Raw genomic sequence first — 25,716 nt, 5'->3', positions numbered from 1 at the left:
GTGAGCGGCGGGCTACTGGCATCTTGCCCGCCCCACCTGTCACACTACTGACCATACGTCAAGTCATATCGTCCTTCCGGTCGTGCTGCGGCCGCGGGGAGGAAGCGGGGAGCAGCGGCGATGAACGTGGAAGATCCGGGCCTGGAGAAGCCGCTCAGCACCGTCATACGGCAGGACATACCGCACAGCGCCCGCATGTACGACTGGTTCCTGGGCGGCAAGGACCACTACGAGGTGGACCGCGAGGCCGCCGAGCGAGTGCTCACGGTGTTCCCGACCATGCGGATCGCGGTCTGGGCGAACCGGGCGTTCATGCACCGGGCGACCCGGACGCTGGCGCAGCGGGGCCTGCGCCAGTGGTTGGACGTCGGCACGGGCATTCCCACCTCCCCGAACCTGCACGAGGTCGCGCAGTCGGTGGCTCCGGAGGCGCGGGTGGTCTACGCGGACAACGACCCGATCGTGCTCGCGCACTCGCGGGCGCTGATGACCAGCACGCGGGAGGGGCGGACGGCATACGTCCACGGCGATGTACGGGATCCGGACTCCATCCTGAGCGCCCCTGAGGTGGCGCGGACGCTCGACCTGGGGCAGCCGGTGGTGTTGTCGATGGTGGCGTTGCTGCACTTCGTCCCGGATCTCGGTGAGGCACGCACGATCGTGGAGCGGCTCCTGAAGCCGTTGCCCTCGGGCTCGGCGCTGGTGCTCTCGCACGCCACGGCGGAGCTGGACCCGGAGGGCGCGCCGATGGTGCAGGAGATCTACAACAAGGCGGGCACAACGCTGCGGCTACGGCCCCGCGCCGAGTTCGAGACCCTCTTCGAGGGGCTGGACCTGCTGGAACCCGGGATCGTGCCCGCCCACCGCTGGCGCCCGGACGAGGACGCTGCCGACGGGTCGCCGGACACTGTCACGGATGCCCAGGTGTCGTTCTACGCGGGTGTCGCCATCAAGAACTAGCCGGCTCACGGCGGACCTCCCTCGAGGCGGGCGCGCCGGCGGTGTGGAAGTTGAGATCGTCGCTGGTGACCTGAGGCACGGGCGGTGGTGACCGAACGGCCTCCCGACCTGCGCGGCAGCGTGAGCCGTCGGGGACCCCGGCCGCACGTCGGCCGGGGTCCCCGAGCGATCGGCGAAGGCACGGAAGCCTGGGTCCCCAGGAGTCCGTACTACCCGATGTCGAAGTGGCGGGCGACGAACTCGTTGCGGAACTTGCCCGCCGGGTCGATGTCGCCCAGCAGCTCCCGGAAGTCCTCCCAGCGCGGGTACGACTCCCGGATCGCCTCGGGCGCCGTGGTGAAGACCTTGCCCCAGTGCGGCCGCGCGGCGAAGGCGGACAGGGCCTCCTCGACCGTCCTGACCGCGTCCGCCACGGCCGCCGCATCGGGGTGCCAGGTGAAGTGGAAGGCGACACAGTCGCGTTGGTAGGCGGGGCTGAGCCACAGCGCGTCGGCCGCCACGGTGCGGATCTCACCGATCTGCAGGGCCGGTGCGATCCGTTCCCTGACGGCGTCCAGTGCGTCGAAGGCGCGGACGGCGTCGGCGCGGTCGACGAAGTACTCGGACTGCAGTTCGTCGCCGCTGCTCGGAGTGAAGTCCGCCCGGAAGTGCGGGAGCCGGGCGTGCCACCGGCCCGGGACGCCCAGTTGCCGCGTGCAGGGTTCGGGCGGGCACCCCGGCACGGGGTGGCGCGGGCCGTCGGCGAGCACCGCGCCGAGCCAGGTCCGGGGCGCGTCGGGGCCGCCCCGCCGCTTGAGCCAGACCTGGTCGATGCGGTCCGCACGCCAGCCGGTGAAGAGGCTGACGCTGTACGCCGCCGCCATGATCTCGTCGAACCGTTCCCGCAGCACCGCCGTCGGCAGGCCCTCGTAGACCCACTGCCGGACGCCGAAGGCCGGCACCACGTCCAGGGTCAGCCGGGTGACCACGCCGAGGGCGCCCAGGGCCACGACCGAACCGGGGAACTCCGCCGAGCCCCGGCCGATCGTCACCAGGGCGCCGTCCGCCGTGACCAGCTCGACGGCCCGGACCGCCGTGGCGAGGCAGCCGTTGGCCACCCCCGATCCGTGCGTCCCGGTGGCGCACGCGCCCGCGACCGAGATGTGCGGCAGCGACCCGAGGTTGTGCAGCGCGAATCCCGCCCGGTCCAGCACCCCGGCGAGCTCGCCGAACCGCATCCCGGCGCTCACCGTGACCGCGCGGGTCCGCTCGTCCGGCTCGACCGCCCGGGGCAGGCCGGCGACGGACACCAGGTCGCCCGTGGTGTCGGCGATCGCGTTGAACGAGTGCCCGGTCCCGAGGACTCTCACGGACCGGCTGCCTGCGACGATCCGCCGCAACTCGGCCACGGAGCGCGGCTCGTGGAACCGCTCGGCGCCGAACGTGATGTTCCCGGCCCAGTTGGTCGCGGCCACGGTCATGGGGTGTTGCCTCCTCGGTCTCGGGAACGCACCGGTGCCGTCAGCAGCAGGTCGGCGGCGGGTCTGCGGCGGGTCTGCCGCCGGTCTGCGGCCGGTCTGCGGCCGGTCTGCGGCCGGTCTGCGGCCGGTCTGCGGCCGGTCTGCGGCCGGTCTGCGGCCGGTCAGTGTGGCGGGTCAGCAGCGGGTCAGCCGTACCGCGAGGCCGTCATGGGTGTAGAGCGGCGTCGCCCGGTACCCGCCCGCCTCGACCGTGACGCTGCCGAACCCGCCCTGCGGCGTGCGCCCGCCGATCACCGGCAGCACCACGTCGTCGCCCAGCGCGCCGGCGTCCGGCAGCCGCAGGACGAGCTGCGCCCCGGGGCCGAGCGTCACCCGGCCCGCGACCGTCAGGGCCGGGGCATTGCGGTGATGGAGCGTCAACTCCAGGCGCGTTCCGGTGGCCGACTGCAGGTAGTCGCCGTGCACCCGGACGGCGCCCCGCTCGGTATCCACCCGCAGGATGCCGCCGAGGACCTGGACGTCGCCGCGCCCGAGGGCGTCACGCGAGCCGGCCGCGAGGACTCCGGCCGCCACCACGGTGGGGCCCGTGTAGCGGTTGGTGCCGCTCAGGGTCAGCGTCCCGGTGCCGCGCTTGGTGAGGCCGCCGGGCCCGGCGATGTCGTTGCGCCAGGCGTCGGCCGCGCGGAACCCGCCGTCGGCGGCGTTCAGCTCCACGGTCACGTCCCGCTCGAACGAGCCGTAACCGTCGGCCGCGGCGAACAGGTTGAGCCGGCCCCACATCTCCGGGCCGTCCAGCAGGACGTAGCCGGAGGGCAGGGCGGTGGTGCGCAGCACCTCGCGGCGCTGGGCGGCGTCGAGGTAGGGCAGCCGGGTCTCCAGCAGGACCTCGGCGCCCTTGGGCACGACCATCGGAACGTCCCGGCCGCCGCGGCGCAGGACGTACGTCAGCCGCCGGGTGACCTGCTCGGCGTTGGCCGCTCGGTCGGCGTACGGGTCCTCGGCCGCAGTGGCCCGGTGGGCGAAGGCGTACAGGGTGTCGGCCGTGGTGCCGGTCTTCGCCTGGAGGTACGCGGCCGCCTGGCTCCGGGCGGCGGTCTTGAGGGCGGCGTTGCGCGGGTCGGCGAGGGTGGCCGCGGCGAGCGCGGTGGCGAGCGTCCGGCCGCCGATGACGTCGAGCGGGGAGTGCATGCCCGCGGTGATCCGGGTGTGGCTGAGCTCGAACGCCCGGGCGATCAGTTCCTGGAAGCGTTCGGGCACCGCGTACGCGAGGGCCAGCGCGGCCAGGTGGAAGGCGTTGGTGTGCCCGCTCACGAAGCCACCGTCGTCGACCGGCGAGGTGCTGCGCTGGCGCAGCAGTTGTGGGGCGACGGCGACGTCCGAGGCATAGACCGGGTAGCCGAGGGCGTCGGTGGTGCCGGTGTCGACCACCGCGCTGTCCTCGGTCAGCCGCCAGGGACGCGGGTACCGGTAGGCGTACTTGGCGGGGTTGCCGGAGGCGTACGGTCCGCGGAGCGTGTTGACCAGGGCCACCACCTGCCCCAGCTCCGAGTCGACGGCCCCGGCGCCGAGCGCGGACCCGGCGGGCGCGTCGGCGGGGACGGCGTCGTCGACCTTCGCGGGCGGGGTGGAGTCGGGCGCCGTGGTGATGGAGGTGACGGCCCGGGCGCCCGTCCGGTACGGGTCGGCGAGTGGGCCGAGGCCGGCGATGACGGCGTAGCTCTGGTGCTGGCGGTCGTAGATGAAGGCCTCCCGGGCCTGCGCCGCGGTGCGCCGCGTGGTGGCCCGCACGCAGTAGCGCACGTTGGCGCGCAGGACGTCGGCCAGCAGTGGTGAGCCGTCGTTCCACGACCCGCCGGTGTGCCAGATCCGGTTCATCCCGGTGAGGATGCGTACGGCCGCGTTCCCCTCCGGGGTGAGGTCGGCCATCGTGTTGGTCGCGTAGGAGTCCACGAAGGCGGTGCTCCGGGCGGGGCCGCCGGGCGCCGCGGCGGCCCGCTGCGGGGCGGCCGACAGGCTCAGGACCGTGGGCGCGGCGAGGATGCCGACCGAGGTGCCTGCGGAGTTCCGCAGGAAGCGGCGGCGGTCCAGGGTGGGCTGATCGTTCATGCTGGTCTTCCTGTGGTGGGCCTGGCGGGCGGAGCGGCGTGCGGGAGCGGGGACGGTCCCCGGCCCGGGCCGGGGAGTCGGGGGGGTCAGCGGCGGGTGAACAGGAAGCCGAGCTTGTCGACCTCGTCACCGGCGCGTCCGTGGAACCCGGCGATCTGCCAGCCGGCGGGCGCGGTGCGGGTCACGCAGTCGGCGGTGGTGCTGCCGCCGGCCAGGGTCCGGCCCAGGTTGGTGGTGAACGAGGCGTGGAAGACGCGGGTGTGCCCGTTGTACGAGCCCTGGCAGAGCGTCGCCGAGCTGACGTACTCGCCGCTGCCCAGGGTGAGCGAGGAGGCGGTGCCGCCGGAGCCGCCGTGGGTGAGGGCGGTGCCGTCGGCGAGGGTCAGTCCGACCTGGTCGACCCGGGCGCCGGCCCGCAGGCTGACCACGGCGGCCCGCGCACCGGCCGGAACGCGGTCGATGTCGTCGTAGAAGTCGCCGTGCGGGCCACCGAACTGCTCGCTCGCCAGATAGGCCGGGTTCCGGCTCCAGGTGAAGCCCACGGCGATCGGGTCGTGGTCGGAGAGCATCGTGCCGGAGCCGTCCAGGAAGTCTGCGTGCTTGTTGGCGTACGAGGTCGCGGTCAGCGAGACGAGCGCGCTGCCGCGGTACAGGACCTTGTCGACCATCTCGCAGGTGTCGGTGGGCGCGTTCTGGTCGCACAGCAGCGGGTCGGCACCCCTGGTCGGTGCCACGCCGCCGCGTTCCAGCCCCACCCACGCGTCGGTCAGCCGGTTGTCGGCGGCGAAGGCGGCGATGGTGTCGTCGGCACGCGTGTAGCGCGTGTTGGTGTCACCCGCCACGACGACGGCGTTCCCGGCCGAGTGGGTCCTGATGTAGTCGGTGAGCTGCGCCAGGTTGGCGGCGCGGGCGGCCTCGTCGCCGGTCGCCGTCCCCGCGTTCGCGTGGAGGTTGTAGAAGTCCACGTACACGCCCTCGGCCAGCCGGGTCCGCATGAAGGTGAACCCCTTGGGAGTGAGGCAGTCTCCGGAGTCCAGCCGGCAGTCCTTCCACGTGACCCGCTCGAAGTCGTCGGTGTCGTGGGCGAGGTCGGACAGGGTGTTGAGGCCGCTGCCGATGCCCGCCCCGCCACTGGTCGCCGTGCGGTTCGGGTGCGAGTCGGCGGCGTACAGCGCGGCGTGGTAGTTGAAGTCCTCCTGGACGTTCACGACGTCGTACGGCGCCAGCCGGCCGCCGATGGCGGTGGTGCTGCTCTGCCGGTCGGTCGAGGCACTGGACAGGACCTGCGGAAGGCCGGCGACGTTGTAGGTCAGCACGGAGAACGAGCCGCCCCCGGTGTCGGCGTGCGCGGCCGGCGCGCCGACCAGGCCGCCCAGCGAGGCGGCCGCGCCGAGCGCGCCCACGAGGACGGAGCGGACGAAGGCATGACGGAGGCTGGGCTTGGACATCGGTGCTCCGATCGGAGGACAGCCGCGGGAATCCGGTGCCCCGGAGCGTATGAGCGAACCATGAGCGCGTCAACATGTTCGAATCCCCCATCAATCGGCCCTGACCTGGGACTTTATGAGGCCATGCCACATTTTTCGCAAAGGTTCTGTTAGCGTTAACAGAGTGTTCGTGCCGCGCCGTGGCTCGGACACCGTGCGACCTCGGCGGCGGTCGAGGCGGTGGGGGGTACCCGGATACCACGTCTTGCGCATCGCGCACCTCCCCCGCGCCGACGCCGACGGGGCTGTCGCGACCGGTACATTCCTACCGGCTCACCTGCGTGTTTCCGGATCGGTGGGCGGTCACCGTCACCTGCGAGGAGCAAGACCCTGAGTACGTCATCCGCGGAAGCCCTGTCCGTCGGGCTGCTGGTGCTGGTGCTGGCCTGCGCGGTGGTGCGGCCGTGGGGCTGGCCGGAGGCGGTGGTCGCGGTCCCGGCGGCCGGGCTGGTGGTGGCCGTCGGAGCGATCTCGCCGTCGGACGCCCTGGCCGAGGCGCAGCGGCTCGGGCCGGTGATCGGGTTCCTGGCGGCCGTGCTGGTGCTGGCGCAGCTGTGTGATGACGAGGGTCTGTTCCGCGCCTGCGGGGCGTGGATGGCCCGGACGTCGGCCGGGAGTCCGCGGCGGCTTCTGGTGCAGGTGTTCGGGGTCGCCTCGGTGGTCACGGCGGTGCTCAGCCTGGACGCCACCGTGGTGCTGCTGACGCCGGTGGTGTTCGTCACCGCGGCCCGGCTCGGCGCGCGCCCCAAGCCGCACCTGTACGCCTGTACCCACCTGTCGAACACCGCCTCGCTGCTGCTGCCGGTCTCCAACCTCACCAATCTGCTGGCCTTCGCCGCCAGCGGGCTGAGCTTCACCCGCTTCGCCGCGCTGATGGCGCTGCCGTGGCTGGCGGCCATCGGTGTGGAGTACGTGGTGCTGCGCCGGTTCTTCGCCGCCGACCTGGACGCGGGCGCCCCGTCCGCGGGCGAGGCGGCGGCCCCGGAGATGCCGCTGTTCGCCCTCGTCACCGTCGCCTGCACACTCGCCGGATTCGTCCTGACCTCGATCGTCGGTGTCGATCCGGCCTGGGCGGCCCTGGCCGGCGCGCTCGCGCTCGCCGTCCGGGCCCTGGTCCGGCGACGCACCACCCCGGTCGCGATCGTGCGTTCGGCCGCCGTACCGTTCCTCGCCTTCGTGCTGGCGCTCGGCATCGTGGTCCGGGCCGTCGTCGACAACGGGCTGGCCTCCGCGCTCGGGCACCTCGTCCCCCACGGCACCTCGCTGCCCGCCCTGCTCGGCATCGCGGCGCTGGCGGCGGTGCTCGCGAACGTCATCAACAACCTGCCCGCCACCCTCGTGCTGCTCCCGCTGGCCGCCCCGTCCGGTGCCGGGGCGGTGCTGGCGGTGCTGCTCGGGGTGAACATCGGCCCCAACCTCACGTACGCCGGCTCGCTGGCCACCCTGCTGTGGCGGCGCATCGTGCGCGAGCACGACACCGAGGTCGGCCTGGGCGAGTTCACCCGGCTCGGACTGCTCGTCGTGCCCGCCGCCCTGGCAACGGCCGTGGTGGCACTGTGGGGGTCCCTGCACATCATCGGAGGCTGACCGCGTGACCGTCGTCGTCTGGATCACCGAAGGCACCTGGCCCGCCTGCGTGGACGCCGCCCGCGTCCACGCACCCCGGGAGGCGGAGATCGTCCTGCTCCACGTCAGCGGCCAGGAGATCCCCGGCGTCGCGCACGGCGCGTTCGCCGGGCTGCTCGGTCGCGGCCACCGCGAGCGCGACCCCGGCACCCGGGTGGAGACCCTGGCGGCGGCCTCGGCCCAGCACCTGCTCGCCGCCGCGGCCGAGCGTCTCGGGCGGCCCTGCGCCCACGTGGAGCGCACCGGGCGGGTCGAGCGCGAGGTCGTCGCAGCCGCCGAGGGCGCCGAGTTGCTCGTCCTCGCCCGCGACGGCGACCGGACGCGCCTCGGCCCGCACAGCCTCGGCCCCGCGACCCGTTTCGTCGTCGACCACGCGCCCTGCCCCGTACTGCTGGTCTGGCCGGAACCCGCACCCGGCGCCGACACGCTTCCTCCCCCGCCGCCCCACCAGCGATGACGCGACCGGCCGGCGTTCAGTGCCCGAGTCCGGCCCAGGGTGGGCGATTCGGCGGCACCAGCCCGCCGGACGACGCAGCCGCGCGGAGCGTGTGGCTGCCGATACTCGCCGCGCGGGGTGGTCCGGCCTGATCCGGATGGACGCGATGCGCCGCCACACCGGGACCGGTGCGGCGGCGCATCGTTCGCTCCCGAACCGCGCCTGCTCTCAGGCGACGGGCGCGCCGGTACCGGCGATGACCTCGGGCCGCAGCAGGGCGGCGAGCCTCTCGGCCGGCAACAGGCCCTTCTCCAGGACGAGTTCGGCCACGCCCCGGCCACTGGCAAGGGCCTCCTTGGCGATGTCGGTGGCGGCCGTGTACCCGATGTGCGGGTTCAGGGCGGTCACCAGGCCGATGGAGTTCTCGACGGTCGCGCGCAGCACCTCGGTGTTGGCGGTGATGCCGACCACGCAGCGCTCGGCGAGGGTGAGGCAGGCGGCCCGCAGGTGGGTGATCGACTCCGAGAGCGAGTGCAGGATGATCGGCTCGAAGGCGTTGAGCTGGAGCTGCCCGGCCTCGGCCGCCATGGTGACGGCAACGTCGTTGCCGATCACCTCGAAGGCGACCTGGTTGACGACTTCGGGGATCACCGGGTTGACCTTGCCGGGCATGATGCTCGAACCTGCCTGCACCGGCGGCAGGTTGATCTCGCCGAGGCCCGCGCGCGGCCCGGAGGACAGCAGTCGCAGGTCGTTGCAGGTCTTGGACAGCTTGACGGCGACGCGCTTGAGCACACCGGACATCTGGACGAACGCGCCGCAGTCCTGGGTGGCTTCGACCAGGTTGGCCGCGGTGACGAGGGGCAGCCCGGTGAGGTCCGCGAGGTGGCGTCGGGAGGCTTCGGCGTATCCGGCGGGGGCGTTGAGGCCGGTGCCGATCGCGGTCGCGCCGAGGTTGATCTCGTGGATGAGCTCGACGGCCTCGGCGAGTCGGCTGCGGTCCTCGTCGAGCATGACGGCGAAGGCGGAGAACTCCTGCCCGAGTGTCATCGGTACGGCGTCCTGCAGCTGGGTGCGGCCCATCTTGAGCACGTCGCGGAACTCGACGGACTTGCGGGCGAAGGCGTCCTGGAGGACGGCCATCGCGTCGAGCAGGCCGCGCACCGCGGCGACGGTCGCGATCCGGACGGCGGTCGGGTAGACGTCGTTGGTGGACTGGCCGAGGTTGACGTCCTCGTTGGGGTGGAGGTGCCGGTACTCGCCCTTGGCGTGACCGAGCAGTTCCAGCGCCCGGTTGGCGACGACCTCGTTGGCGTTCATGTTGGTCGAGGTGCCGGCGCCGCCCTGGATGACGTCGACGACGAACTGGTCGTGCAGCTTCCCGCCGCGGATCTCGCGGCAGGCGGCGACGATCGCGGCGGCCTTCCGCGGCTCCAGCAGGCCGAGTTCCTCGTTGGCGAGGGCGGCGGCCTCCTTCACGGCGGCCAGGGCGTCGATCAGGTGCGGGTAGGCGGAGATGGGCGTGCCCGTGATGGGGAAGTTCTCGGTGGCACGCAAGGTGTGGACGCCCCAGTAGGCGTCAGCGGGGATGTCGCGGTCTCCGAGCAGGTCGTGCTCGCTGCGGGTGGCGGCAATCATGGTGTGCGGGTCCTCTTCCTGAGGCGGGTGCGGGGTCGTGGATCGGTCACGCTGGAGCAGCGCAGGCTTGCGGCGCCAGTGCCGGCACCGGGCGCACCTCGCCGACGCGGTGGCCGCCGCCGGCCGTCGCTTCGCCGGCGCAGTCCACCAGCAGCCGGGGATCGACTCCTGCCAGCGCCAGCGCGGCGGCCGCCACCGGGACGCGCGCCCGGTTCGCCCCGTCGGCGATCTTCACGGCGACGGCGCGGCCGTCCGGCAACGCGGCGATCTGGACGCCCTCGAAGCCGTCCTTGGCGAGCAGTCCGGGCACCGCGCGCATCAACGCGGCCGTGTCCCGTCCGGTGCCCGAGGCCATCTCGGGGTGACCGCGCAGCGCTTCCGCGACCCGGAACCCGGGGGTGCCCGGCGCCGCGGTGGCGATGCGGGCGGCGGCGCGGGCGAGGCCGTGCAGGGAGACCGCGAACAGCGGGGTGCCGCAGCCGTCCACGCTGGTGTGCGCGGTGCGCTGGCCGGTCAGCTCCTCGACGACGTCGGCGATCTCCCGCTGGAGCGGATGGAGGGGGTCGAGGTAGGTCTTCAGGGGCCAGCCGTTGAGCTTGCAGAGGTAGAGCATCGCGGCGTGCTTGCCGGAGCAGTTCTGCGCGAGCCGGGACGGCGGCCGGTCACCTCGCACCCAGGTGTCCCGGACGGCCGGGTCGTACGGGTGGTCCGGTACGTTGCGCAGGTCCTCCTCGGCGAGGCCGGCCAGTTCGAGGATCCGCCGGGTGCCGGCGAGGTGGCGTTCCTCTCCGGAGTGGCTGCCCATCGCGAGGGAGAGCAGCTCGCCGTCCAGCGGCAGCCCGGCCCGCACCATGGCGACGGCCTGGACCGGCTTGAGGGCCGACCGCGGGTAACAGGCGGCCTCGATGTCACCGAGCCGGAACCGGACTTCGCCGTCCGCGGCGAGGACGACGACGGAGCCGTAGTGGACCCCCTCGATCATGCCGCCGCGGGTGACGTGGGCGACGGGGACGTGGTGGGGTTCGCGGATCGCGGGAGCGTCCGCGGGGGAACTTCTGTGCATCACTGCCTCGATCGGTGGTGGGGCGCTTCCGGTCGGTCGGCCGGCGGCGGCCCTCGGCGACGGCGGGAGCGGTCCGCGCGTCGTCGTGGGCCGCCGCTCGGTTCAGCCGTCGGCCCTGGCGGCTTCGCGCGCGGGGCGCCTGCGGACGGCGTACCAGCCGGCGACGAGTGCGGCGGCGATCAGCGGCACGCACAGCACGGTGGTGCGTCCGGCGCCGCCGTCGGCGTACATGAGGACCAGGACGGAGGCGAGGAAGGCCAGCGTCACGATTTCGGTCCAGGGGGAGCCGGGCAGGCGGTACGCGGGGCGGGTCAGTTCGCCGGCCCGGGTCTTCCGCCAGAAGAAGAGGTGGCAGACCATGATCATGCCCCAGGTGGCGATGATGCCGATCGCCGCGAGGTTGAGCACGATCTCGAACGCGTCGGCGGGCACCACGAAGTTGAGACCGACACCCAGGACGCACATGCCGCTGGTCAGCAGGATGCCGCCGTACGGCACCTGGGTGCGGCTCATCCGGGCGGTGAAGCGCGGGGCGGACCCGTTGACGGCCATCGAGCGCAGGATGCGGCCGGTGGAGTACAGGCCGGAGTTGAGCGAGGACATGGCCGCGGTGAGAACGACCAGGTTCATCACGCTGCCGGCCGCCGGGACACCGATGTGGGACAGCACGGTCACGAAGGGGCTCTGGCCGGAGGTGTACCTGTTCCAGGGCATCAGCATCGACAGCAGGACGACCGAGCCGACGTAGAAGAGGCCCACGCGCCACATGATCGAGTTGATCGCCTTCGGCATGATCTTCTCAGGGTTCTCGGTCTCCCCGGCCGTGACACCGACCAGTTCGACGGAGGCGTAGGCGAACACGACGCCCTGGATGATCAGCAGCATCGGCATCAGGCCGTGGGGGAAGATGCCGCCGTTGTCGGTGATCAGCGACGGACCGGGTACGGTGCCGTCGACCGGGTGCCGGGTGACCAGCAGGAAGATCCCGATACCCATGAAGACCACCAGCGCGCTGACCTTGACGATGGCGAACCAGAACTCCAGCTCGCCGAAGATCCGCACCGAGATCAGGTTCACGGTGAGCACCACGGCCAGGGCTATGAGCGCGATGACCCACTGCGGGACGCTGGAGAACAGGTGCCAGTAGTGGGTGTACGTCGCCACCGCCGTGATGTCGGCGATGCCGGTGGTCGCCCAGTTGAGGAAGTACATCCAGCCCGCGGTGTACGCGCCCTTCTCCCCGAGGAACTCCCGGGCGTACGACACGAAGGCCCCGGAGGACGGGCGGTACAGGACCAGCTCGCCGAGCGCCCGCACGACGAGGAACGCGAAGAGGCCGCAGACGGCGTAGGCGACGAACAACGAGGGGCCGGCATCGGCGAGACGCCCGCCGGCGCCGAGGAAGAGGCCGGTGCCGATCGCGCCACCGATGGCGATCATGTTGACGTGACGGGGTTTCAGGGACTTGCTGTAGCCGGTGTCCCCGGCATCGACGTGACGGGTCGTGGGACGGTTCTCGTCTTTGAGGAACTGCTCGCTCACGCCTCGGATCTGCCTTCCGTGGGGGTGTCCGCCCGCTTGGGGCGCACGATGTCGGTGAGGGTCGTCTCGACCCGGTGGAGGTGGTGCGACATGGCCTCGACGGCGTCGTGTTCCGAACCGTCCACCAGCGCTTCGACGATCGCCCGGTGCTCGCAGTTGGACTGCTCGCGCCGACCGCCCAGCTCGTTGAGGAAGGTCGACTGACGCGCCAGTGCGTCACGGATCTCCTCGATGACCCGGCGGAACACCGGGTTCTGGGCGGCCTCGGCCACCGCCAGGTGGAACACGGTGTCCAGTGCGACCCATGCGGTGGTGTCGGTCTCCCGCTCCATCCGGTCGAGCAGGTGGGCCAGGTGGTCCAGGTCCCCCGGGGTCCGGCGCAGCGCCGCGTACCCGGCGACCGGGATCTCGACGTGCCGGCGCACTTCCAGCAGGTCACTGGCCGCGTAGTCGCCGAAGGTGGGGTCCTCGACCGTGTTCGCCACGACGAAGGTGCCCTTTCCGGTCTTGGAAACGGTCAGGCCCATGGCTTGGAGGGCCCGCAGTGCCTCCCGCAGCACCGGCCGGCTGACCTCCAGGGTCCGGCACAGCTCCGCTTCGGACGGGAGCTTGTCGCCCACCGCGTAGTCACCGCGCTCGATGGCGCTGCGCAGGTGGCCGAACACTGCTTCGGTGGCGCTGATGCGCCGCGGGATCGAACTGGCTGTCTGGCTGTCTGACAGGTTCACTCGGTGATCCTCGGGGCACGGGCGCCACGGTGTCAAGACTCCCGGCTTCCGGGCCGCCTGGAGTACGGGGGCGACGACTTCAACACCGCGCTCGGCTTCGCGGCCGCGGGCCCTTCCGGCTCTGGCGGCTCTGGCGGAGATGCTCGCGGCGCAGGCGCCGGCTGCGTTGCCTGAGGTGGACGGCACCCGTACTGCGGGCCGAGTCCCGCAGTGGCCTCCCGCTACTCCGGCGAGAGGCCCTCGTCGGCGGTGAGGCGATCCCGCCACTCGGCCACGGCGGCGGGAGACATCGCCGCCAGCCGGGCGATCGCTTCGTCGTCCCGCCCGTCGCTCCAGCTGAGGACCCGGGTCAGGATCGTGTTCCGGACGAGTCGGATCTCCTTGAGCACCTCGTCGAGGCGCTTCAGCTCCAGGCCGGTGGCAACGAGCGTCTCGTCGACCGCCCCTCGCTCCTCGGCCCGCTGTTCCCGAAGGTAGGCCATCAGGCCGGTGAGGACCACGCCTTCGTCGAGCGCGGCGCTGCGGAACGTGTCGGCGAGGTGGCTCAACACGCAGTCGGTGGCGTCGGCGAGACTCGCACCCACGACCTTCGCGGCCTTCCAACTGCTCCGTCCGGCCTCGCTGCCCCGGAGCCAGAGCCCGGCTTCGACCGGTGTGCGGTCGCCGCACGCGGCCGCCCGGTAGGCGTACAGGGCCGCGCGGTGGCCGTAGAAGGTATAGCCCTCCTCGATACGGACGTCCACGGGAGCACACATCCGTCCCGGCACGCCTCCGTAGCCGGAATCGGGTTCGTAGGCGGCGTAGGCGTCCAGTTCGGCGTCGGTAGCCGTCGCCCAGGCCGGGTCACACAGCTCCGGGTTCCGCGCGAGGAAGTCCGCCACCTCGATGCGCCATCCGGGAACCCGGCTCGCGCCGGCTCCGGCCCAGGTCACCGTTCCCGCCGCGTCGAGCGTGAAGCGGCAGGCCTGCTCGAGATCGGTCCAGGCCGTGGCGGCCTCGGCGGACCACTCCAGGTCCTCGGTCCGGCCCACACGATGAAGGGACCCGATCACCCGCTGGACCAGGGGCAGCACCCGCCGGGCCAGTGCGTGGAGTTCGTCCACGCCGAAGAACCGCCAGGTATCGGCGCCCTGGCCGTCGATGACGCGATGGTCGAACGGGTGCACCAACACGGTCGGGGACGGCAGGGCGCCGTCCCCGACCTCGGCCCGGCGGCGGCCCGGCAGCCAGGGGCCGGCATCCCCACCCTGCGTGCGCCAGTCGGTGTCCCCGAACCACACGGCACCCGTGTCGACGTCGACGGCCAGCCACTGCTGGTAGCCGTTGCCCGGGCCGAAGCGCTGCTCGTGGTGCTCGGCCTGCCGGTCGTGCCACACGTACTCCGCCGGAGGCGGGCTGAGTTGGACGGCGACGAAACCTTCCTGCGGGGTGTACCCGACGACAACGTGCGCGGTCGGTTCGGTGTGCTCGGTCCCGGACATGCGGCTCCCTCCGTGCCGGACCGTGGCTGATCCGCCACTGTGCGGCACTGAGCCTGCCTTGCAGGAGCGTGTCCGATCAAATCCGATCACTTGCAGTCTTTGAGCACGATATGCGTCCGTATACGAGCGGATGCGACATGGCCGCCGCTCGGCAACGATCGCAGGATCCGGATGATCCTCCATGGTGAACGAGCGGTGAACAGCGACTTGACATCACGTCACCGCGAACCACAGGATCGGCTCGTGAACCCGCCAGGCAGCGAGACAGGCCGAGACGGGCGAAGGCCCGTGTGGCAACGTCGATTGACTGGCAGTCAGTTCCGACCTGATCGGCTGGGGGCGCAGGTGACGGCAGTTCGCGGAGCGCCGGCTCAGTGGGGGCGCTTCACGAGGCTCACCGCGTCCGGGCCGCTCGACGGCCGGCTGTCGTATTCCGGTTGCAGGATGAGGTCCGAGAGTCAGTGGCCGATGTCCGGCACCGGGTAGGAGAGCCGGCGGCAACCACCGGCCGGCAGGTGGACCCGCAGGCGGCGCGCGTCGCCGGGCACCGCGGCGACCGCGACCAGGTCGCCCCGATCGTCGGTCATGACGGGATGGCCCGCGCGCTCGGGCAGGTACAGGTCGACCGTCGTGTCACGGGCGGCCCGCAGTTCGGCTCCGGTCAGCACGCCCTGACGCCAGCTCAGGCCGACCGTGAGCCCGCCCCTCGCGCGCAGACCGCGGACGTCGCCGGAAGGCCAGGACGGGGGCAGTGCGGGCAGCAGCCGCAGGATGCCGTTGTGGCTCTGCAGCAATGCCTCGGCGATGGCGGCGGTGATGCCGAAGTTGCCGTCGATCTGGAAGAGCCGGGGCGGGTGCAGGTCGAAGAGGTTGGGCGCGATCGAGCTCGCGAGCAGGCGCTCCACGGCGTGCCCGGTGAGCGCGCCGTCGCCCAGGCGGGCCGCGAGTGCGGCGACCCAGGCGAGGCTCCAGCCGGTGCCGCCGCCGCCGTGTTCCAACCGGCGGACCAGGGCGCGGCGGGCCGCGTCCAGCAGGGTGGTGTCGCCGAGCGGGTCGACGGCGCTGCCCGGGTAGAGGCCGTAGAGGTGGGAGAGGTGGCGGTGGCCGGGGTCCTCCTCGGGGAGGTCGTCCCGCCATTCCAGCAGGCGGCCGTCGGCTCCGAGCGCCGGTGGACGCAGCCGGGCGCGGACGCGGCTCAGTTCGTCCGCCGGCTCGTGGTCGACACCGAGCTCGCGGGCGGCGGCGACGGTGTTGTCGAGGAGTTCGGCGGCCAGCCAGTAGTCCATGGTGGAGCCGGCGTCGACGGCGGCCAGGGAGCCGTCGGCGAGCCTGAAGTGGTGCTCGGGCGAGGTGGACGGGCAGGTCAGCAGCTCACCGTCGGCGTCCTCGACCAGGAGGTGGGTGAGGAAGCGGGCGGCCTCGCGCATGACCGGGTAGGCGCGCTCGGCCAGGAAGTCGCGGTCCCCGTGGAAGAGGTGGTGGTCCCACAGGTGGGCGGCGAGCCACGGCCCGGCCATGGGCCAGTGCGCCCAGACCGGGTCACCCGACACGGGGTTGGTGGCGCGCCAGAGGTCGACGTTGTGGTGGCAGCACCAGCCCGGCGCGTCGTAGTAGGCCCGTGCGGTGGAGCGCCCGGACTCGGCGAGGTCGGCGACGAGGTCGAACAGCGGCTCGTGGCACTCGGCGAGGCCCGTGGTCTCGGCCGGCCAGTAGTTCATCTGGACATTGATGTTCGACGTCCAGTCGGAGTTCCACGGCGGGGTGACGTCGTTGTTCCAGATCCCCTGGAGGTTGGCGGGCTGGGTGCCCGGCCGGGAGGAGGCGATCAACAGGTAGCGGCCGTAGGCGAACAGCTGGGCGGTGAGCCCCGGGTCCTCGGCGCCCGCGTTCGCGGCGACGAGGCGCTCGTCGGTCGGCCGCTGCGCCGCCTCCGCCGGGCCGTGGAGGCGGAGTTCGGCCGCACCGAAGAGCCGCCGGTGGTCGGCCACGTGCGCGGCCCGCAGCTCGTCGTAGTCCTGCCCGCCGGTCTCGTCCAGCCACCGGCGGGCCTCGGCGAGCGCCGTCTCGGGGCCGTCGGGCCGCTGCCGCCAGTCCCGGTACCCGGTGCCGACGGCGACCAGGAGCACCGCCTCGTCGGCGCCGGTGACCTCGATCCCGCCGTCCACGGCGCGGGTGGTTCCGTTCACCGTCCGCACGCGTATCGCGGCGGCGAAACCCGTGCCCTCGTCGTCCCGGGGAACGGGGGCCACGCCGTGCCGGGGCGACACGCGTGGCGCGGCACGCCCGTGGACCGACAGCACCCCGGATCCGGGGTCGACTGTCGGGGCCGCGGCCGGATGGGGCGTCGTGAGGCACACCCGGAAGGCGAGGGCGCCGGGGGCATCCGTGCCGAGGCGGACGGCCAGCACGCCCGCGGGCGCGGACACGAAGCCCTCCCGCCGGTACCGGACTCCTCCTGACGTGAAGGACACGGTGTGCACGGCCTCGTCGAGGTCCAGCTCGCGCCGGTAGTCGGCGGCGTCGTCCTCGCCGCAGGACGGGAAGGTCAGCAGGAGGGTGGCGAGCGGCTGGTACGCCTCGGTGTCGGGGCCCTGGAAGTGGGCCGTGGCGATCGCGTGGGCGCCGGCGTGGTCGCGGTCGCGCAGCACCGCGTCCCGCAGGGCGGACAGGTGGTCGGCGGCGCCTGCCCGGTCCCGGGGACCGGGACCGCCCGACCACAGGGTGTCCGCGTTGAGCTCGATCCGCTCGGTGTGCACGCCTCCGTACGTCATGGCGCCGAGCCGGCCGTTGCCAAGGGGAAGCGCTTCCAGGAAGTCGGCGGCGGCGCGCCGGTACCAGAGCGGAGCCGTGGCGGGCTGCTGGGTGTCCGTGGGCACGTTGTCATTCCGATCGTGGCGGCGGGGTCCGGCGTCCGGGTGGACGGGCCGGAAGAAGGAGGTCAGGGGGCGGTACCGACGGTGCGTCGGCGGCCGGTGTCCGCAAGGGCGGCCAGGGCGAGGAACTCCTCGGTCTCGGCGGCATCCGGCAGGACCTGCACCAGCACGGTGCGGTCGATGCCCGCCGCTCGGGCCCGGGGGGCCAGGTCGGACGGCCCGAAGTCACGCCGGACGGCTGCCGGCTCCGCTGCGTCGAGCCAGGAGTGCGGGCGCCGGGTCAGGTCCCACACCTGGTGGCGCGCGTCGACTCCCACCCGCGGTCGCTCCTCGATCGATGGTTGACGGATGATCAGGTACGGGTCCGGTCCTGCTGCGGTCCGGACGGCGAGTCGGGGATCTCGTCGCCCTCGGCCAGGTGGTCGCGCAGCCAGCGTTCGGTGGTGTGGACGTGCATCAGGGCCGCGGCCTGGGCGAGGTCGGGGTCGCGGGCGGTGAGGGCCTCGAGGATCGCCTGGTGCTCGGCGATGGTCCTGCCGGCCGCGTCGGCGTCCGCCCGGCCCCGCCAGACCCGGGCCCGCAGCGTGCGCCCGGAGATGTGCTCCAGCAGCGTGGCCAGGGTCTCGTTGCGGGTGGCGCGGACCACGGCCCGGTGGAAGGCCGCGTCGTGCCGGATGAGTAGCTCGACGTCGTCCCGCGCGTCCCGCATGGCCGCCAGATGGCGTTCCACCTCCGCGAAGTCCTCGTCGGTGCCGCGGGTGGCGGCCAGCGCGGTGGCGACCGGCTCGAAGAGCCTGCGCACCTCGGTGAGTTCGAGGACGGTGTCCCCCTGCAGCAGTTCGACCGCGCCGCCGAGCCCCTCCAGCAGCAGACCGGGCGCGAGGCTGGTCACATAGGTGCCGTCCCCCCGCCGGATCTCCAGGACCCGCGCGACGACGAGCGCCTTGACCGCCTCGCGCATCAGGTTCCGGGACAGGCCCAGCTCGGCCGCGAGCTGCTGCTCGGGGGGCAGCTTCGAGCCGGGCGGCAGCTCGCCCTCCCGGATCAGCTGACGGATGCGGGCGATGGCTTTGTCAGTCAGGGACACGACGTCAACGTAGCAGGCCATCCCATGTCCTGGAAGGCATCCGACGCCCACTCCTTCGCACCTCCCGTACGCGAGCAGGCACGTTCCCACTCACCGGCCGTTCCAGTGGACATCCAAGGCTGGATCTCCCGCCGATCCATCCCATGTCTTGACGGCCACCACCGTCTCGTACGGCAAGGGCGGCACCGGACTGACCACGGCGGCGCGGGGCACGGCGGGTGCCCAGCCGCTCCCGCCGTACTCGATCACGGCCCTTCCCCTGCCCGTTGTGACTGGGTGCGCGAGCGGCGGGGGCCCGACCTAGGCTGGAACGCAGGCGCCGGAATCCGGTTCCGGCGTGCGCGGCTGCCCGGGCGGAGGTCTGGCACGTGGATTCGGCTGGCATGCGGGACGCGCCTACGGCTGTTGTCGTGGTGGCTCGGACGGCCTGGTGAGCGCCTGGAGCGAGGGCGGGCTGCTCCTGCTGGGCTGGACGGCGCGGGAGGTCGTCGGCCGTCCCGTGACCGACCTGCTGGTCGATCCCCCGCCCGGATTCCCCGGGGGCGGCGACTCCGAACCGGACCCTCTGGTCACCCTGCGCCACCGGGACGGTTCCACGGTGGAGGCCGTGGTGACGACCCACCCGCTGCGCGGTGCGGACGGCCTGGCAACGGGCCGCGTGATGACCGTCCAGCGCTGGGGGCGCCGCCCGGTGATCGCCGACCGGGCCTTCGAGCAGTGCCCCTTCGCCCTGGGGATCTACGACCCCGAGCTGCGGTTCCTGTGGATCAATGGCGCCGCGTGCCGGGTGATAGCGCACTCGGAGGAACAGGTGCTCGGCGAAAAGTACCGCGAGCTGTTCCCCGAGCTGGACGACGCCGCGTACACCCACCAGCTCTCCGAGGTGGCGAGGACGGGGCAGGCCGCGCGTCTCATCACGGTCTTCCGCCCGCTCGGCAGCGCCTACGCCAACGCCTGGGCCACCAGCATGTGGCCCGTCCGGGACGCCGGGGGCAGGGTCCGCGCGGTCGCCAACTGGGGCTTCGACATGAGCGCCGAGTACTGGGCCCGCCAACGCCTGCTCATCCTCAACGAGGCCAGCAGCGGCATCGGCCGGACCCTCGACGTGATCAGCACCGCGGAGGAACTGGCCCGCACCTCGGTCCCCGGCTTCGTCGACCTCGTCACCGTCGACCTCTTCGACGAGGTGCTGCGCGGGGAGGAACCGCCCTCGCCCGCCACGATCACCACCGGCGGATCCATCACGCTCAACCGGGCCGCCCGGCACACCGCGCGGGACCACCCCGGCTGGCCTTCCGGATCCGGGACGCCCGTCGTCTACGCCCTCGGTTCCGTCCCGGCCCGCTGCATGGCCACCGGCAGGTCCATGGTCCAGCTCGCCGCCGAACCCGACCAGGGCGGCGAATGGGCCTTCGGTCCCGGGCTCGCGGCCGACCCGGCCCACTGGCCGCCGGGCAACCCGACGATCGACCGGACCATCGCCGCGCAGGGGCTGACCGGCCGGATCACCGTGCCGCTGCTGGCTCGCGGCGCACTGCTCGGCGTCGTCGCCTTCGCCCGTAGCGACCGGCCCGAGGCCTTCACCGCCGACGACCTGATCCTCGCCGAGGAACTGGCCGCCAAGGCCGCCGTCGCCATCGACAACGCCCGCCGCTACACCCGCGAGCACACCACCGCGCTGACCCTGCAACGCAGTCTGCTGCCACAGCGGTTGCCGGGCCACGGGGCGGTCGACATGGCCTCCGGGTACCTGCCCGCCGGGGCCGGCGTGGGCGTGGGCGGAGACTGGTTCGACGTCATCGCACTGTCCGGCGCGCGGGTCGCGCTGGTCGTCGGCGACGTCGTCGGCCACGGCGTGCACGCCTCGGCCAGCATGGGCCGGCTGCGCACCGCCGTCCGCACCCTGGCCGACGTCGACCTGCCGCCCGACGAACTGCTCACCCACCTGGACGACCTGGTGCTCCACCTGCCCGACGAGGCCCGGCCCGAAGGCGGTTTCGAGTCGACCGGCGAAATCGGTGCCACCTGTCTGTACGCCGTCTACGACCCGGTCTCCCGCCGCTGCGCCATGGCGAGTGCGGGTCATCCGCTGCCGCTGGTCATCGCGCCGGACGGCACCAGTACCTCGGTCCTCGCGCAATCGGGGCCCCCACTCGGCGTCGGCGGGCTGCCGTTCGAAGCGACCGAGATCGAGCTGCCCGAAGGCAGCCTGCTCGCCCTCTACACCGACGGGCTGGTGGAGAACCGTGAGCGCGACGCCGAGCAGGGGGTCATCGACCTGCTCCGGATCCTGAGCGAACCGGCCGCCTCGCTGGAGGCGCTCTGCGACACCGCGATGAAGGCCCTCCTCCCCGACCACCGCACCGACGACGCGGCCCTGCTGCTCGCCCGCACCCATGCGCTGGATCCCGGGCACGTCGCCGACTGGGGCGTCGAGCCCGACGTCTCCCAGGTGGCGCACGCCAGGCGGCTGGCCGCCGACCAACTGGCCGCCTGGGGCCTGGAGGAGGAGGCGTTCGTCACCGAGCTGGTCGTCAGCGAACTGGTCACCAATGCCATCAAGTACGGCGCGCCGCCGATCAGGCTGCGGCTGATCCGCGACACCGCGCTGATCTGCGAGGTCTCCGACGCCAGCTCCACGAGCCCGCACCTACGCCGGGCCCGCGCCTTCGACGAGGGCGGCCGGGGCCTGATGCTCGTGGCCCAGCTCACCCGGGGCTGGGGCACCCGGCACTCCACCAACGGCAAGACGATCTGGTGCGCCCAGACCCTCGGCTCGATGTGAGCCCGCCCGCGGTCCCGGCCCGCGGCGGTGGAGCCCGGACACGGCGGGAACGGAAGACGTCCGCGCCTGTGGAGTGACAAGGTCTTCGCCCCACCGGTGGGGCGGCGGTCGCAGAGCGTCCGGGGCGCTGGTCATCTGATCTTCGCAGCACAGGGGTTCTGCCCGGCCGGGCCGCGGGGGTTCCGGGCACCGGGGCCGGACCGGGCGGCCGTCATGGCCCCGGTTCCCACACCACGGGGAGCCCGGCCGAGGGGGAGCAGGGTGTCGTCGAAGCAGGTGATGAACAGCGCGACGCATCAGTGCGCCTCCTGCGGGGTCGGGACGCCCGGTGGGAGCAGGTCGCGGTCCTTCAGTTCCGCCCACAGTTCGTCCGGGACACGGTGCCGGAGCATGGCGGCCGCGTCCCGGACCTCGGCGGCGTTGCGGGTGCCGACCAGCACGCTCACCACGGCGGGGTGCCCGAACGGGAAGTGCAGCGCCGCGGCACGCAGCGGCACGCCGTGCTTCTCGCAGACGGTCCTGAGGTGCAGGGCACGGGTGAGCAACTCCTCGGGCGCGGCGGTGTAGTCGAAGGTGGCGCCGGGCCGCGGGTCGGCGAGCAGGCCGGAGTTGAAGACGCCGCCGATGACGACGCCGACGCCGCGTGCGGCGGCCAGCGGCAGCAGCTCGGTGAGTCCGCGCTGGTCGAGCAGGCTGTAGCGGCCGGCCAGGAGGACGGCGTCCAGGTCGGCCTCGCGGATGAACCGGGCGAGGAGTCCGGCCTGGTTTATCCCGACGCCGATCGCGCCGACCATGCCTTCGGCGCGCAGCCGGGCCAGTTCCGGGTACGCCTCGGCGAGTGCCTGCTCCGCGTGGTCGTCCGGGTCGTGCAGGTAGACGACGTCGATCCGGTCCAGGCCGAGCCGCCCCAGGCTGTCCTCGATCGAGCGGCGGACGCCCACGGCGCTGAAGTCCCGGACCCGGTGCTGGGTGGCGGGGACGGCGAAGCCGTGGGCGAGGTCGTCGCCACCCGGCTCCGGTGCCGGGCGCAGCAGCCGGCCGACCTTGGTGGACAGGACGTACTCGTCCCTGGGGCGGCCGCGCAGGGCCCGGCCGAGCCGCCGCTCGGACAGGCCCAGGCCGTAGTGCGGGGCGGTGTCGAAGTACCGTACGCCGGACTTCCAGGCGGCGGTGACGGCCTCCTCCGCGTCGGCATCGGTCACCGGGGTGAACAGGTTGCCGATGCCTGCCGCGCCGAAGGCGAGTTCGCCGACCGTGACCCCGCTGGGCCCGAGGGGCCGTTGGCGCGCGATCACGGCCAGGGCTCCGGCCGCAGCCGCAGCCCCGCCATCCCACCGTCGACCTGCAGCGCCGTACCGGTGGTGCTGCCGGCCGAGGGGGAGGCCGGGTAGGTGATGGCGGCGGCCACCTCCTCGGCGGTGACCAGGCGTCCGTGCGGCTGGCGGCCGCTCAGCGCCGCACGCTCGGCGGCCGGGTCGTCCGTGGTGTCCAGCAGCCGGCCGACCCACGGGGTGTCCACGGTGCCGGGGTTGACGCAGTTGACCCGGATGCCCTCGCGGACGTGGTCGGCGGCCATGGCCAGGGGGAGCGACAGGACCGCGCTCTTGGTCGCCGAGTAGAGCGCCCGCCGCGGCAGGCCGGCGGTGGCGGCGATGGAGCAGGTGTTGACCACCGAAGCGGCGGCGGAGCGCTGGAGGTGGGGTAGGGCGAAGGTCGCTCCGCCCCCATCGCGGACGATCGGCGTCTCCGCTCCGGGGGCGCCGATTCGCAGCAGCCTCATGTGGGGGCTCCCATCAAGACATCGGATGAATCCGAGATGCCTGACCATACGAGGCGGCGGTGGGCGTCGCAATGATCCCTCTGATGATTGCTCACCGGCGGGCAGTTTCACAGCTCCTGCCTCGAACCTCTGGACACCTCAGCGTGCACCTCCTATAAATCCATCCCATGACTCATGGTATTGTGAACGCTCACAGCCCCGGTCACTTCCCCCGCCGCACCGTGCACCTGGACTTCCACACCAGCCCCGACATCCCGGACGTGGGCCGGGACTTCGACCCGGTGACCTTCGCGCAGACCTTCCGGGACGCCCACGTCGACAGCGTCACCGTCTTCGCCAAGTGCCACCACGGCCACCTCTACTACGGGACCGACCGGCCCGAGCGCCACCCCGGCCTCGCCCCCGACCTGGACCTGCTCACCGAGCAGGTGGAAGCCCTGCACTCCGTGGGTATCCGCGCGCCGATCTACCTCTCCCTCCAGGTCGACGAGTACGCCGCCCGGGAGCACCCCGAGTGGGTCGCGCACGACGAGAACCTGAAGATCAGCCGCTGGACCACCTCGGCGTTCGAGGCGGGCTGGAACGTCCTCGACCTGTCCAGCCCCTACGCCGACTACTTCGCCGACCAGTTGGACGAGGTGCTGCGGCGCTTCGCCCCGGTCGACGGGATCTTCATCGACATGTGCTGGAACCAGCCGAGTGTCAGCCGCTGGGCGGTCGACGGGATGCGCCGCGAGGGACTGGACCCGGCCGACGCCGACCACCGGGCCCGCTACGCGGACCTGGTGGCCCGGCGCTACATGGCCCGCTACTCGGCGATGGTGGAGAAGGCCCTGCCCCCGGACGCCGCCCAGGGCGTCTGGTTCAACGGCCGCCCGAAGACCGGACTGCCCGACGAGCGGCAGTTCGTCCGGCACGTCGAGATCGAGGGGCTGCCCACCGGCGGCTGGGGCTACGCCTTCCTTCCGTACGTGGCCCGCTTCGTCCGCCCGCTGGGGCTTCCGACCCTCAGCCACACCGGGCGGTTCCACGAGAGCTGGGGCGACAACGCCGGCCTCAAGCCCCGGGCGGCGCTGCTCTACGAGAGCAGCCAGATGCTGAGCCACGGTCTGACCAGCGGCGTCGGCGACGTGCTGCACCCGCGGGGCGTGCCCGCCCCCGCGGTGTACGAGCTCATCGGCTCGGTCTACCGGCACATCGAGGAGTGCGAGCCCTTCCTCGACGCCGGCCGCGTCGTCAGCGAGCTCGCCGTGGTCGTCGACCCGGGCCTCGGCGACAACCCCGGCGCGAGCAACATCGGCGCCGTACGGGCGCTGCAGCAACTCCGCGCGCAGTTCGACGTGGTCCCGCCGACCGCCGACCTCGGCGGGTACCGGGCCGTCGTGGTGCCGGAGACCACGACGGTCGACGACGCCCTCGCCGAGCGCCTGCAGGAGTACCGGCGGGCCGGTGGCGCCGTGCTGCTGGTCGGGCCCGCGCTGCTCAGGAACGGTACGGAGCCGGCCCTGCCCGACCTCCCGGTCGAGGACCTGGCCCCGGCTCCGGCCGGCGAGGTCTTCCTCGCCTGCCAGGACGTCCCCGGCGTCCCGGAGGACTTCCCGGTCATCAGCCACGGATCCCGGCTGACCGCCCGGGCGCTGCCCGGCGCCGACGTCCTGGCCCGGGTCGTGGCACCGTACTTCCCGCGCTCCTGGGACCGCTTCTGCGGCCACTCCTACACTCCCCCGGCCGACCCGACCGACGAGGTGGCCGTCGTCGTCGGCGACGGGGTGGCCGTGGTGACCGTGCCGCTGCTGGAGGCCTTCCACGAGCACGGCCTGGAAGCGTACCGCCGGCTGCTCGGCGCGGCCCTGGACCGGCTCCTGCCGGACCCGCTCCTGCGCGCCGGCGGGCCGGTCCACCTGGAGACCACGGTCGTCCGGACCGCCACGGGCACCGTGGTGCACCTGGTCAGCTTCGTCCCCTCCCGGGAGACCCCGGAACTTGACCTGGTGCACGACCCGTTCCCGTTGGTCGACGTGCCCGTCGCCGTCCGGCTCGCCGCCGCGCCGCGCTCGGTGCGGCTGCAGCCCGCCGGGCAGGAGCTCGCCTGGCAGCACGACGGCGAGTACGTCCACGTACGGGTCACCACGGTGGACGGGCACGCGATGGTCGTGGTCGAGCACGACTGACCACGCGGTACGGGTCCCGGGTCAGCCGACGGGCAGCAGGGTCGGGTCCGCCATGATCCGGCGGACCGTCGTCAGCGCCGCGCCCAGCAGCGGCCCGCGCCGCCCCAGCGCGGACGGGCGCAGCGCCTCCGGGGCCCACGGCCGCACGGTGACCCGGGCGGCCAACTCGGCGCGCACGGAAGGGAGCAGCCAGTCGGCGAGTTCGGCGTAGGCGCCGCCGAGGACCAGACCGTCCGGGTCGATGAGTTCCACGGCCGAGGCGAGGGCGAGGCCCAGCGCTTGCCCGGCGCGGTCCAGCGCCGCCAGGGTGGGCGCGTGCCCGGCGGCCGCCCGCTCGGCCAGCAGGGCGACCGGGTCCCCCGCCGGGGCCGGTCCGGCCCCGGCGGCACCGCCGCGGGCGCCAGGGGAGGAGGGGTCGGCGAGGTCCCGAGAGGGGAGTCGGACGTCTTCCTTCCGTTCCTCACCGTCTCCAACGAGCGCGCAACCACCCTCG

General features: G+C 73.0%; 17 protein-coding genes and 2 pseudogenes. 5 read left to right on the top strand and 14 right to left on the bottom strand.

The annotated features are described in order from the left end of the window. Nucleotides 1-120: 120 nt before the first annotated feature. On the top strand, nt 121-960 hold the full coding sequence (locus ACZ52J_RS24615; RefSeq protein WP_465621729.1) for an SAM-dependent methyltransferase: 840 nt from the start codon (nt 121-123) through the stop codon (nt 958-960). 209 nt (nt 961-1,169) lie between these two features. On the opposite strand, the gene ACZ52J_RS24610 is transcribed toward ACZ52J_RS24615, so the two are convergent. The 3 genes from ACZ52J_RS24610 to ACZ52J_RS24600 form a co-directional block, all read right to left on the bottom strand. Then, nucleotides 1,170-2,420 (bottom strand): D-arabinono-1,4-lactone oxidase, encoded by a 1,251-nt coding sequence (locus ACZ52J_RS24610; RefSeq protein ID WP_465621727.1) that lies wholly within the window; start codon nt 2,418-2,420, stop codon nt 1,170-1,172. Nucleotides 2,421-2,594: 174 nt separating this feature from the next. Beyond that, entirely contained in the window at nt 2,595-4,526 is a 1,932-nt protein-coding gene (locus ACZ52J_RS24605) for a phosphatase PAP2 family protein (RefSeq protein WP_465621725.1), read from the bottom strand. A gap of 86 nt (nt 4,527-4,612) precedes the next feature. Then, nucleotides 4,613-5,974, bottom strand: a complete 1,362-nt coding sequence (locus ACZ52J_RS24600) for a jacalin-like lectin (protein ID WP_465621723.1) — start codon at nt 5,972-5,974, stop codon at nt 4,613-4,615. A 369-nt stretch (nt 5,975-6,343) separates the two neighbouring features. On the opposite strand from ACZ52J_RS24600, the gene ACZ52J_RS24595 reads away from it, so the two are divergent. Continuing rightward, a complete protein-coding gene (locus ACZ52J_RS24595) occupies nt 6,344-7,600 on the top strand; it encodes an SLC13 family permease (protein WP_465621934.1) in 1,257 nt (418 codons plus the stop codon). A gap of 4 nt (nt 7,601-7,604) precedes the next feature. After that, entirely contained in the window at nt 7,605-8,096 is a 492-nt protein-coding gene (locus ACZ52J_RS24590) for a universal stress protein (RefSeq protein WP_465621721.1), read from the top strand. A gap of 207 nt (nt 8,097-8,303) precedes the next feature. Here the strand turns inward: ACZ52J_RS24590 and aspA are convergent, their stop codons facing one another. From aspA to ACZ52J_RS24550, 8 genes are all read right to left on the bottom strand, one after another. After that, nucleotides 8,304-9,713 (bottom strand): aspartate ammonia-lyase, encoded by a 1,410-nt coding sequence (aspA, locus tag ACZ52J_RS24585; protein WP_465621719.1) that lies wholly within the window; start codon nt 9,711-9,713, stop codon nt 8,304-8,306. 46 nt (nt 9,714-9,759) lie between these two features. Then, entirely contained in the window at nt 9,760-10,776 is a 1,017-nt protein-coding gene (locus ACZ52J_RS24580) for an asparaginase (protein ID WP_465621717.1), read from the bottom strand. A 102-nt stretch (nt 10,777-10,878) separates the two neighbouring features. Next, nucleotides 10,879-12,318 (bottom strand): amino acid permease, encoded by a 1,440-nt coding sequence (locus ACZ52J_RS24575; protein ID WP_360500136.1) that lies wholly within the window; start codon nt 12,316-12,318, stop codon nt 10,879-10,881. Further along, entirely contained in the window at nt 12,315-13,046 is a 732-nt protein-coding gene (locus ACZ52J_RS24570; RefSeq protein ID WP_360500133.1) for a FadR/GntR family transcriptional regulator, read from the bottom strand. The genes ACZ52J_RS24575 and ACZ52J_RS24570 overlap by 4 nt, the downstream gene beginning before the upstream one ends. Before the next feature lie 221 nt (nt 13,047-13,267). After that, nucleotides 13,268-14,527: a hypothetical protein gene (locus tag ACZ52J_RS24565; protein ID WP_465621715.1), complete on the bottom strand. Its 1,260-nt coding sequence runs from the start codon at nt 14,525-14,527 to the stop codon at nt 13,268-13,270. 458 nt (nt 14,528-14,985) lie between these two features. Further along, nucleotides 14,986-17,403 (bottom strand): glycoside hydrolase family 95 protein, encoded by a 2,418-nt coding sequence (locus ACZ52J_RS24560; protein WP_465621713.1) that lies wholly within the window; start codon nt 17,401-17,403, stop codon nt 14,986-14,988. Nucleotides 17,404-17,465: 62 nt separating this feature from the next. Further along, nucleotides 17,466-17,717, bottom strand: coding sequence for a hypothetical protein (locus ACZ52J_RS24555; protein WP_465621711.1), 252 nt, complete (start codon nt 17,715-17,717; stop codon nt 17,466-17,468). Nucleotides 17,718-17,752: 35 nt separating this feature from the next. Further along, entirely contained in the window at nt 17,753-18,487 is a 735-nt protein-coding gene (locus ACZ52J_RS24550) for a FadR/GntR family transcriptional regulator (protein WP_465621709.1), read from the bottom strand. A 383-nt stretch (nt 18,488-18,870) separates the two neighbouring features. On the opposite strand from ACZ52J_RS24550, the pseudogene ACZ52J_RS24545 reads away from it, so the two are divergent. After that, nucleotides 18,871-21,272 (top strand): annotated as a pseudogene (locus ACZ52J_RS24545) (SpoIIE family protein phosphatase). A gap of 296 nt (nt 21,273-21,568) precedes the next feature. Here the strand turns inward: ACZ52J_RS24545 and ACZ52J_RS24540 are convergent. Both ACZ52J_RS24540 and ACZ52J_RS24535 read right to left on the bottom strand, forming a co-directional pair. After that, nucleotides 21,569-22,567, bottom strand: coding sequence for an aldo/keto reductase (locus tag ACZ52J_RS24540; RefSeq protein ID WP_465621707.1), 999 nt, complete (start codon nt 22,565-22,567; stop codon nt 21,569-21,571). Beyond that, nucleotides 22,564-22,980: pseudogene (locus tag ACZ52J_RS24535) on the bottom strand (SDR family oxidoreductase); the annotation flags it as partial. The pseudogene ACZ52J_RS24535 and the gene ACZ52J_RS24540, both read right to left, overlap by 4 nt. Before the next feature lie 239 nt (nt 22,981-23,219). On the opposite strand from ACZ52J_RS24535, the gene ACZ52J_RS24530 reads away from it, so the two are divergent. Then, nucleotides 23,220-25,223 (top strand): alpha-amylase family protein, encoded by a 2,004-nt coding sequence (locus ACZ52J_RS24530; RefSeq protein WP_465621705.1) that lies wholly within the window; start codon nt 23,220-23,222, stop codon nt 25,221-25,223. 21 nt (nt 25,224-25,244) lie between these two features. On the opposite strand, the gene ACZ52J_RS24525 is transcribed toward ACZ52J_RS24530, so the two are convergent. After that, the coding region (locus ACZ52J_RS24525; protein ID WP_465621703.1) for an ROK family protein at nt 25,245-25,716 on the bottom strand (472 nt) is incomplete at its 5' end.

This window comes from Kitasatospora sp. NPDC034035, from assembly GCF_055575755.1.
The sequence above is the reverse complement of the archived record's forward strand: the minus strand, read 5'-3'. Positions and strand labels throughout refer to the sequence as shown.

Coding starts and splice junctions, on each gene's coding strand:
- ACZ52J_RS24600 (WP_465621723.1), bottom strand. CDS start 5,974: ATGTCCAAGCCCAGCCTCCGTCATGCCTTCGTCCGCTCCGTCCTCGTG.
- ACZ52J_RS24615 (WP_465621729.1), top strand. CDS start 121: ATGAACGTGGAAGATCCGGGCCTGGAGAAGCCGCTCAGCACCGTCATA.
- ACZ52J_RS24580 (WP_465621717.1), bottom strand. CDS start 10,776: ATGCACAGAAGTTCCCCCGCGGACGCTCCCGCGATCCGCGAACCCCAC.
- ACZ52J_RS24605 (WP_465621725.1), bottom strand. CDS start 4,526: ATGAACGATCAGCCCACCCTGGACCGCCGCCGCTTCCTGCGGAACTCC.
- ACZ52J_RS24565 (WP_465621715.1), bottom strand. CDS start 14,527: ATGTCCGGGACCGAGCACACCGAACCGACCGCGCACGTTGTCGTCGGG.
- ACZ52J_RS24610 (WP_465621727.1), bottom strand. CDS start 2,420: ATGACCGTGGCCGCGACCAACTGGGCCGGGAACATCACGTTCGGCGCC.
- ACZ52J_RS24530 (WP_465621705.1), top strand. CDS start 23,220: ATGACTCATGGTATTGTGAACGCTCACAGCCCCGGTCACTTCCCCCGC.
- aspA (WP_465621719.1), bottom strand. CDS start 9,713: ATGATTGCCGCCACCCGCAGCGAGCACGACCTGCTCGGAGACCGCGAC.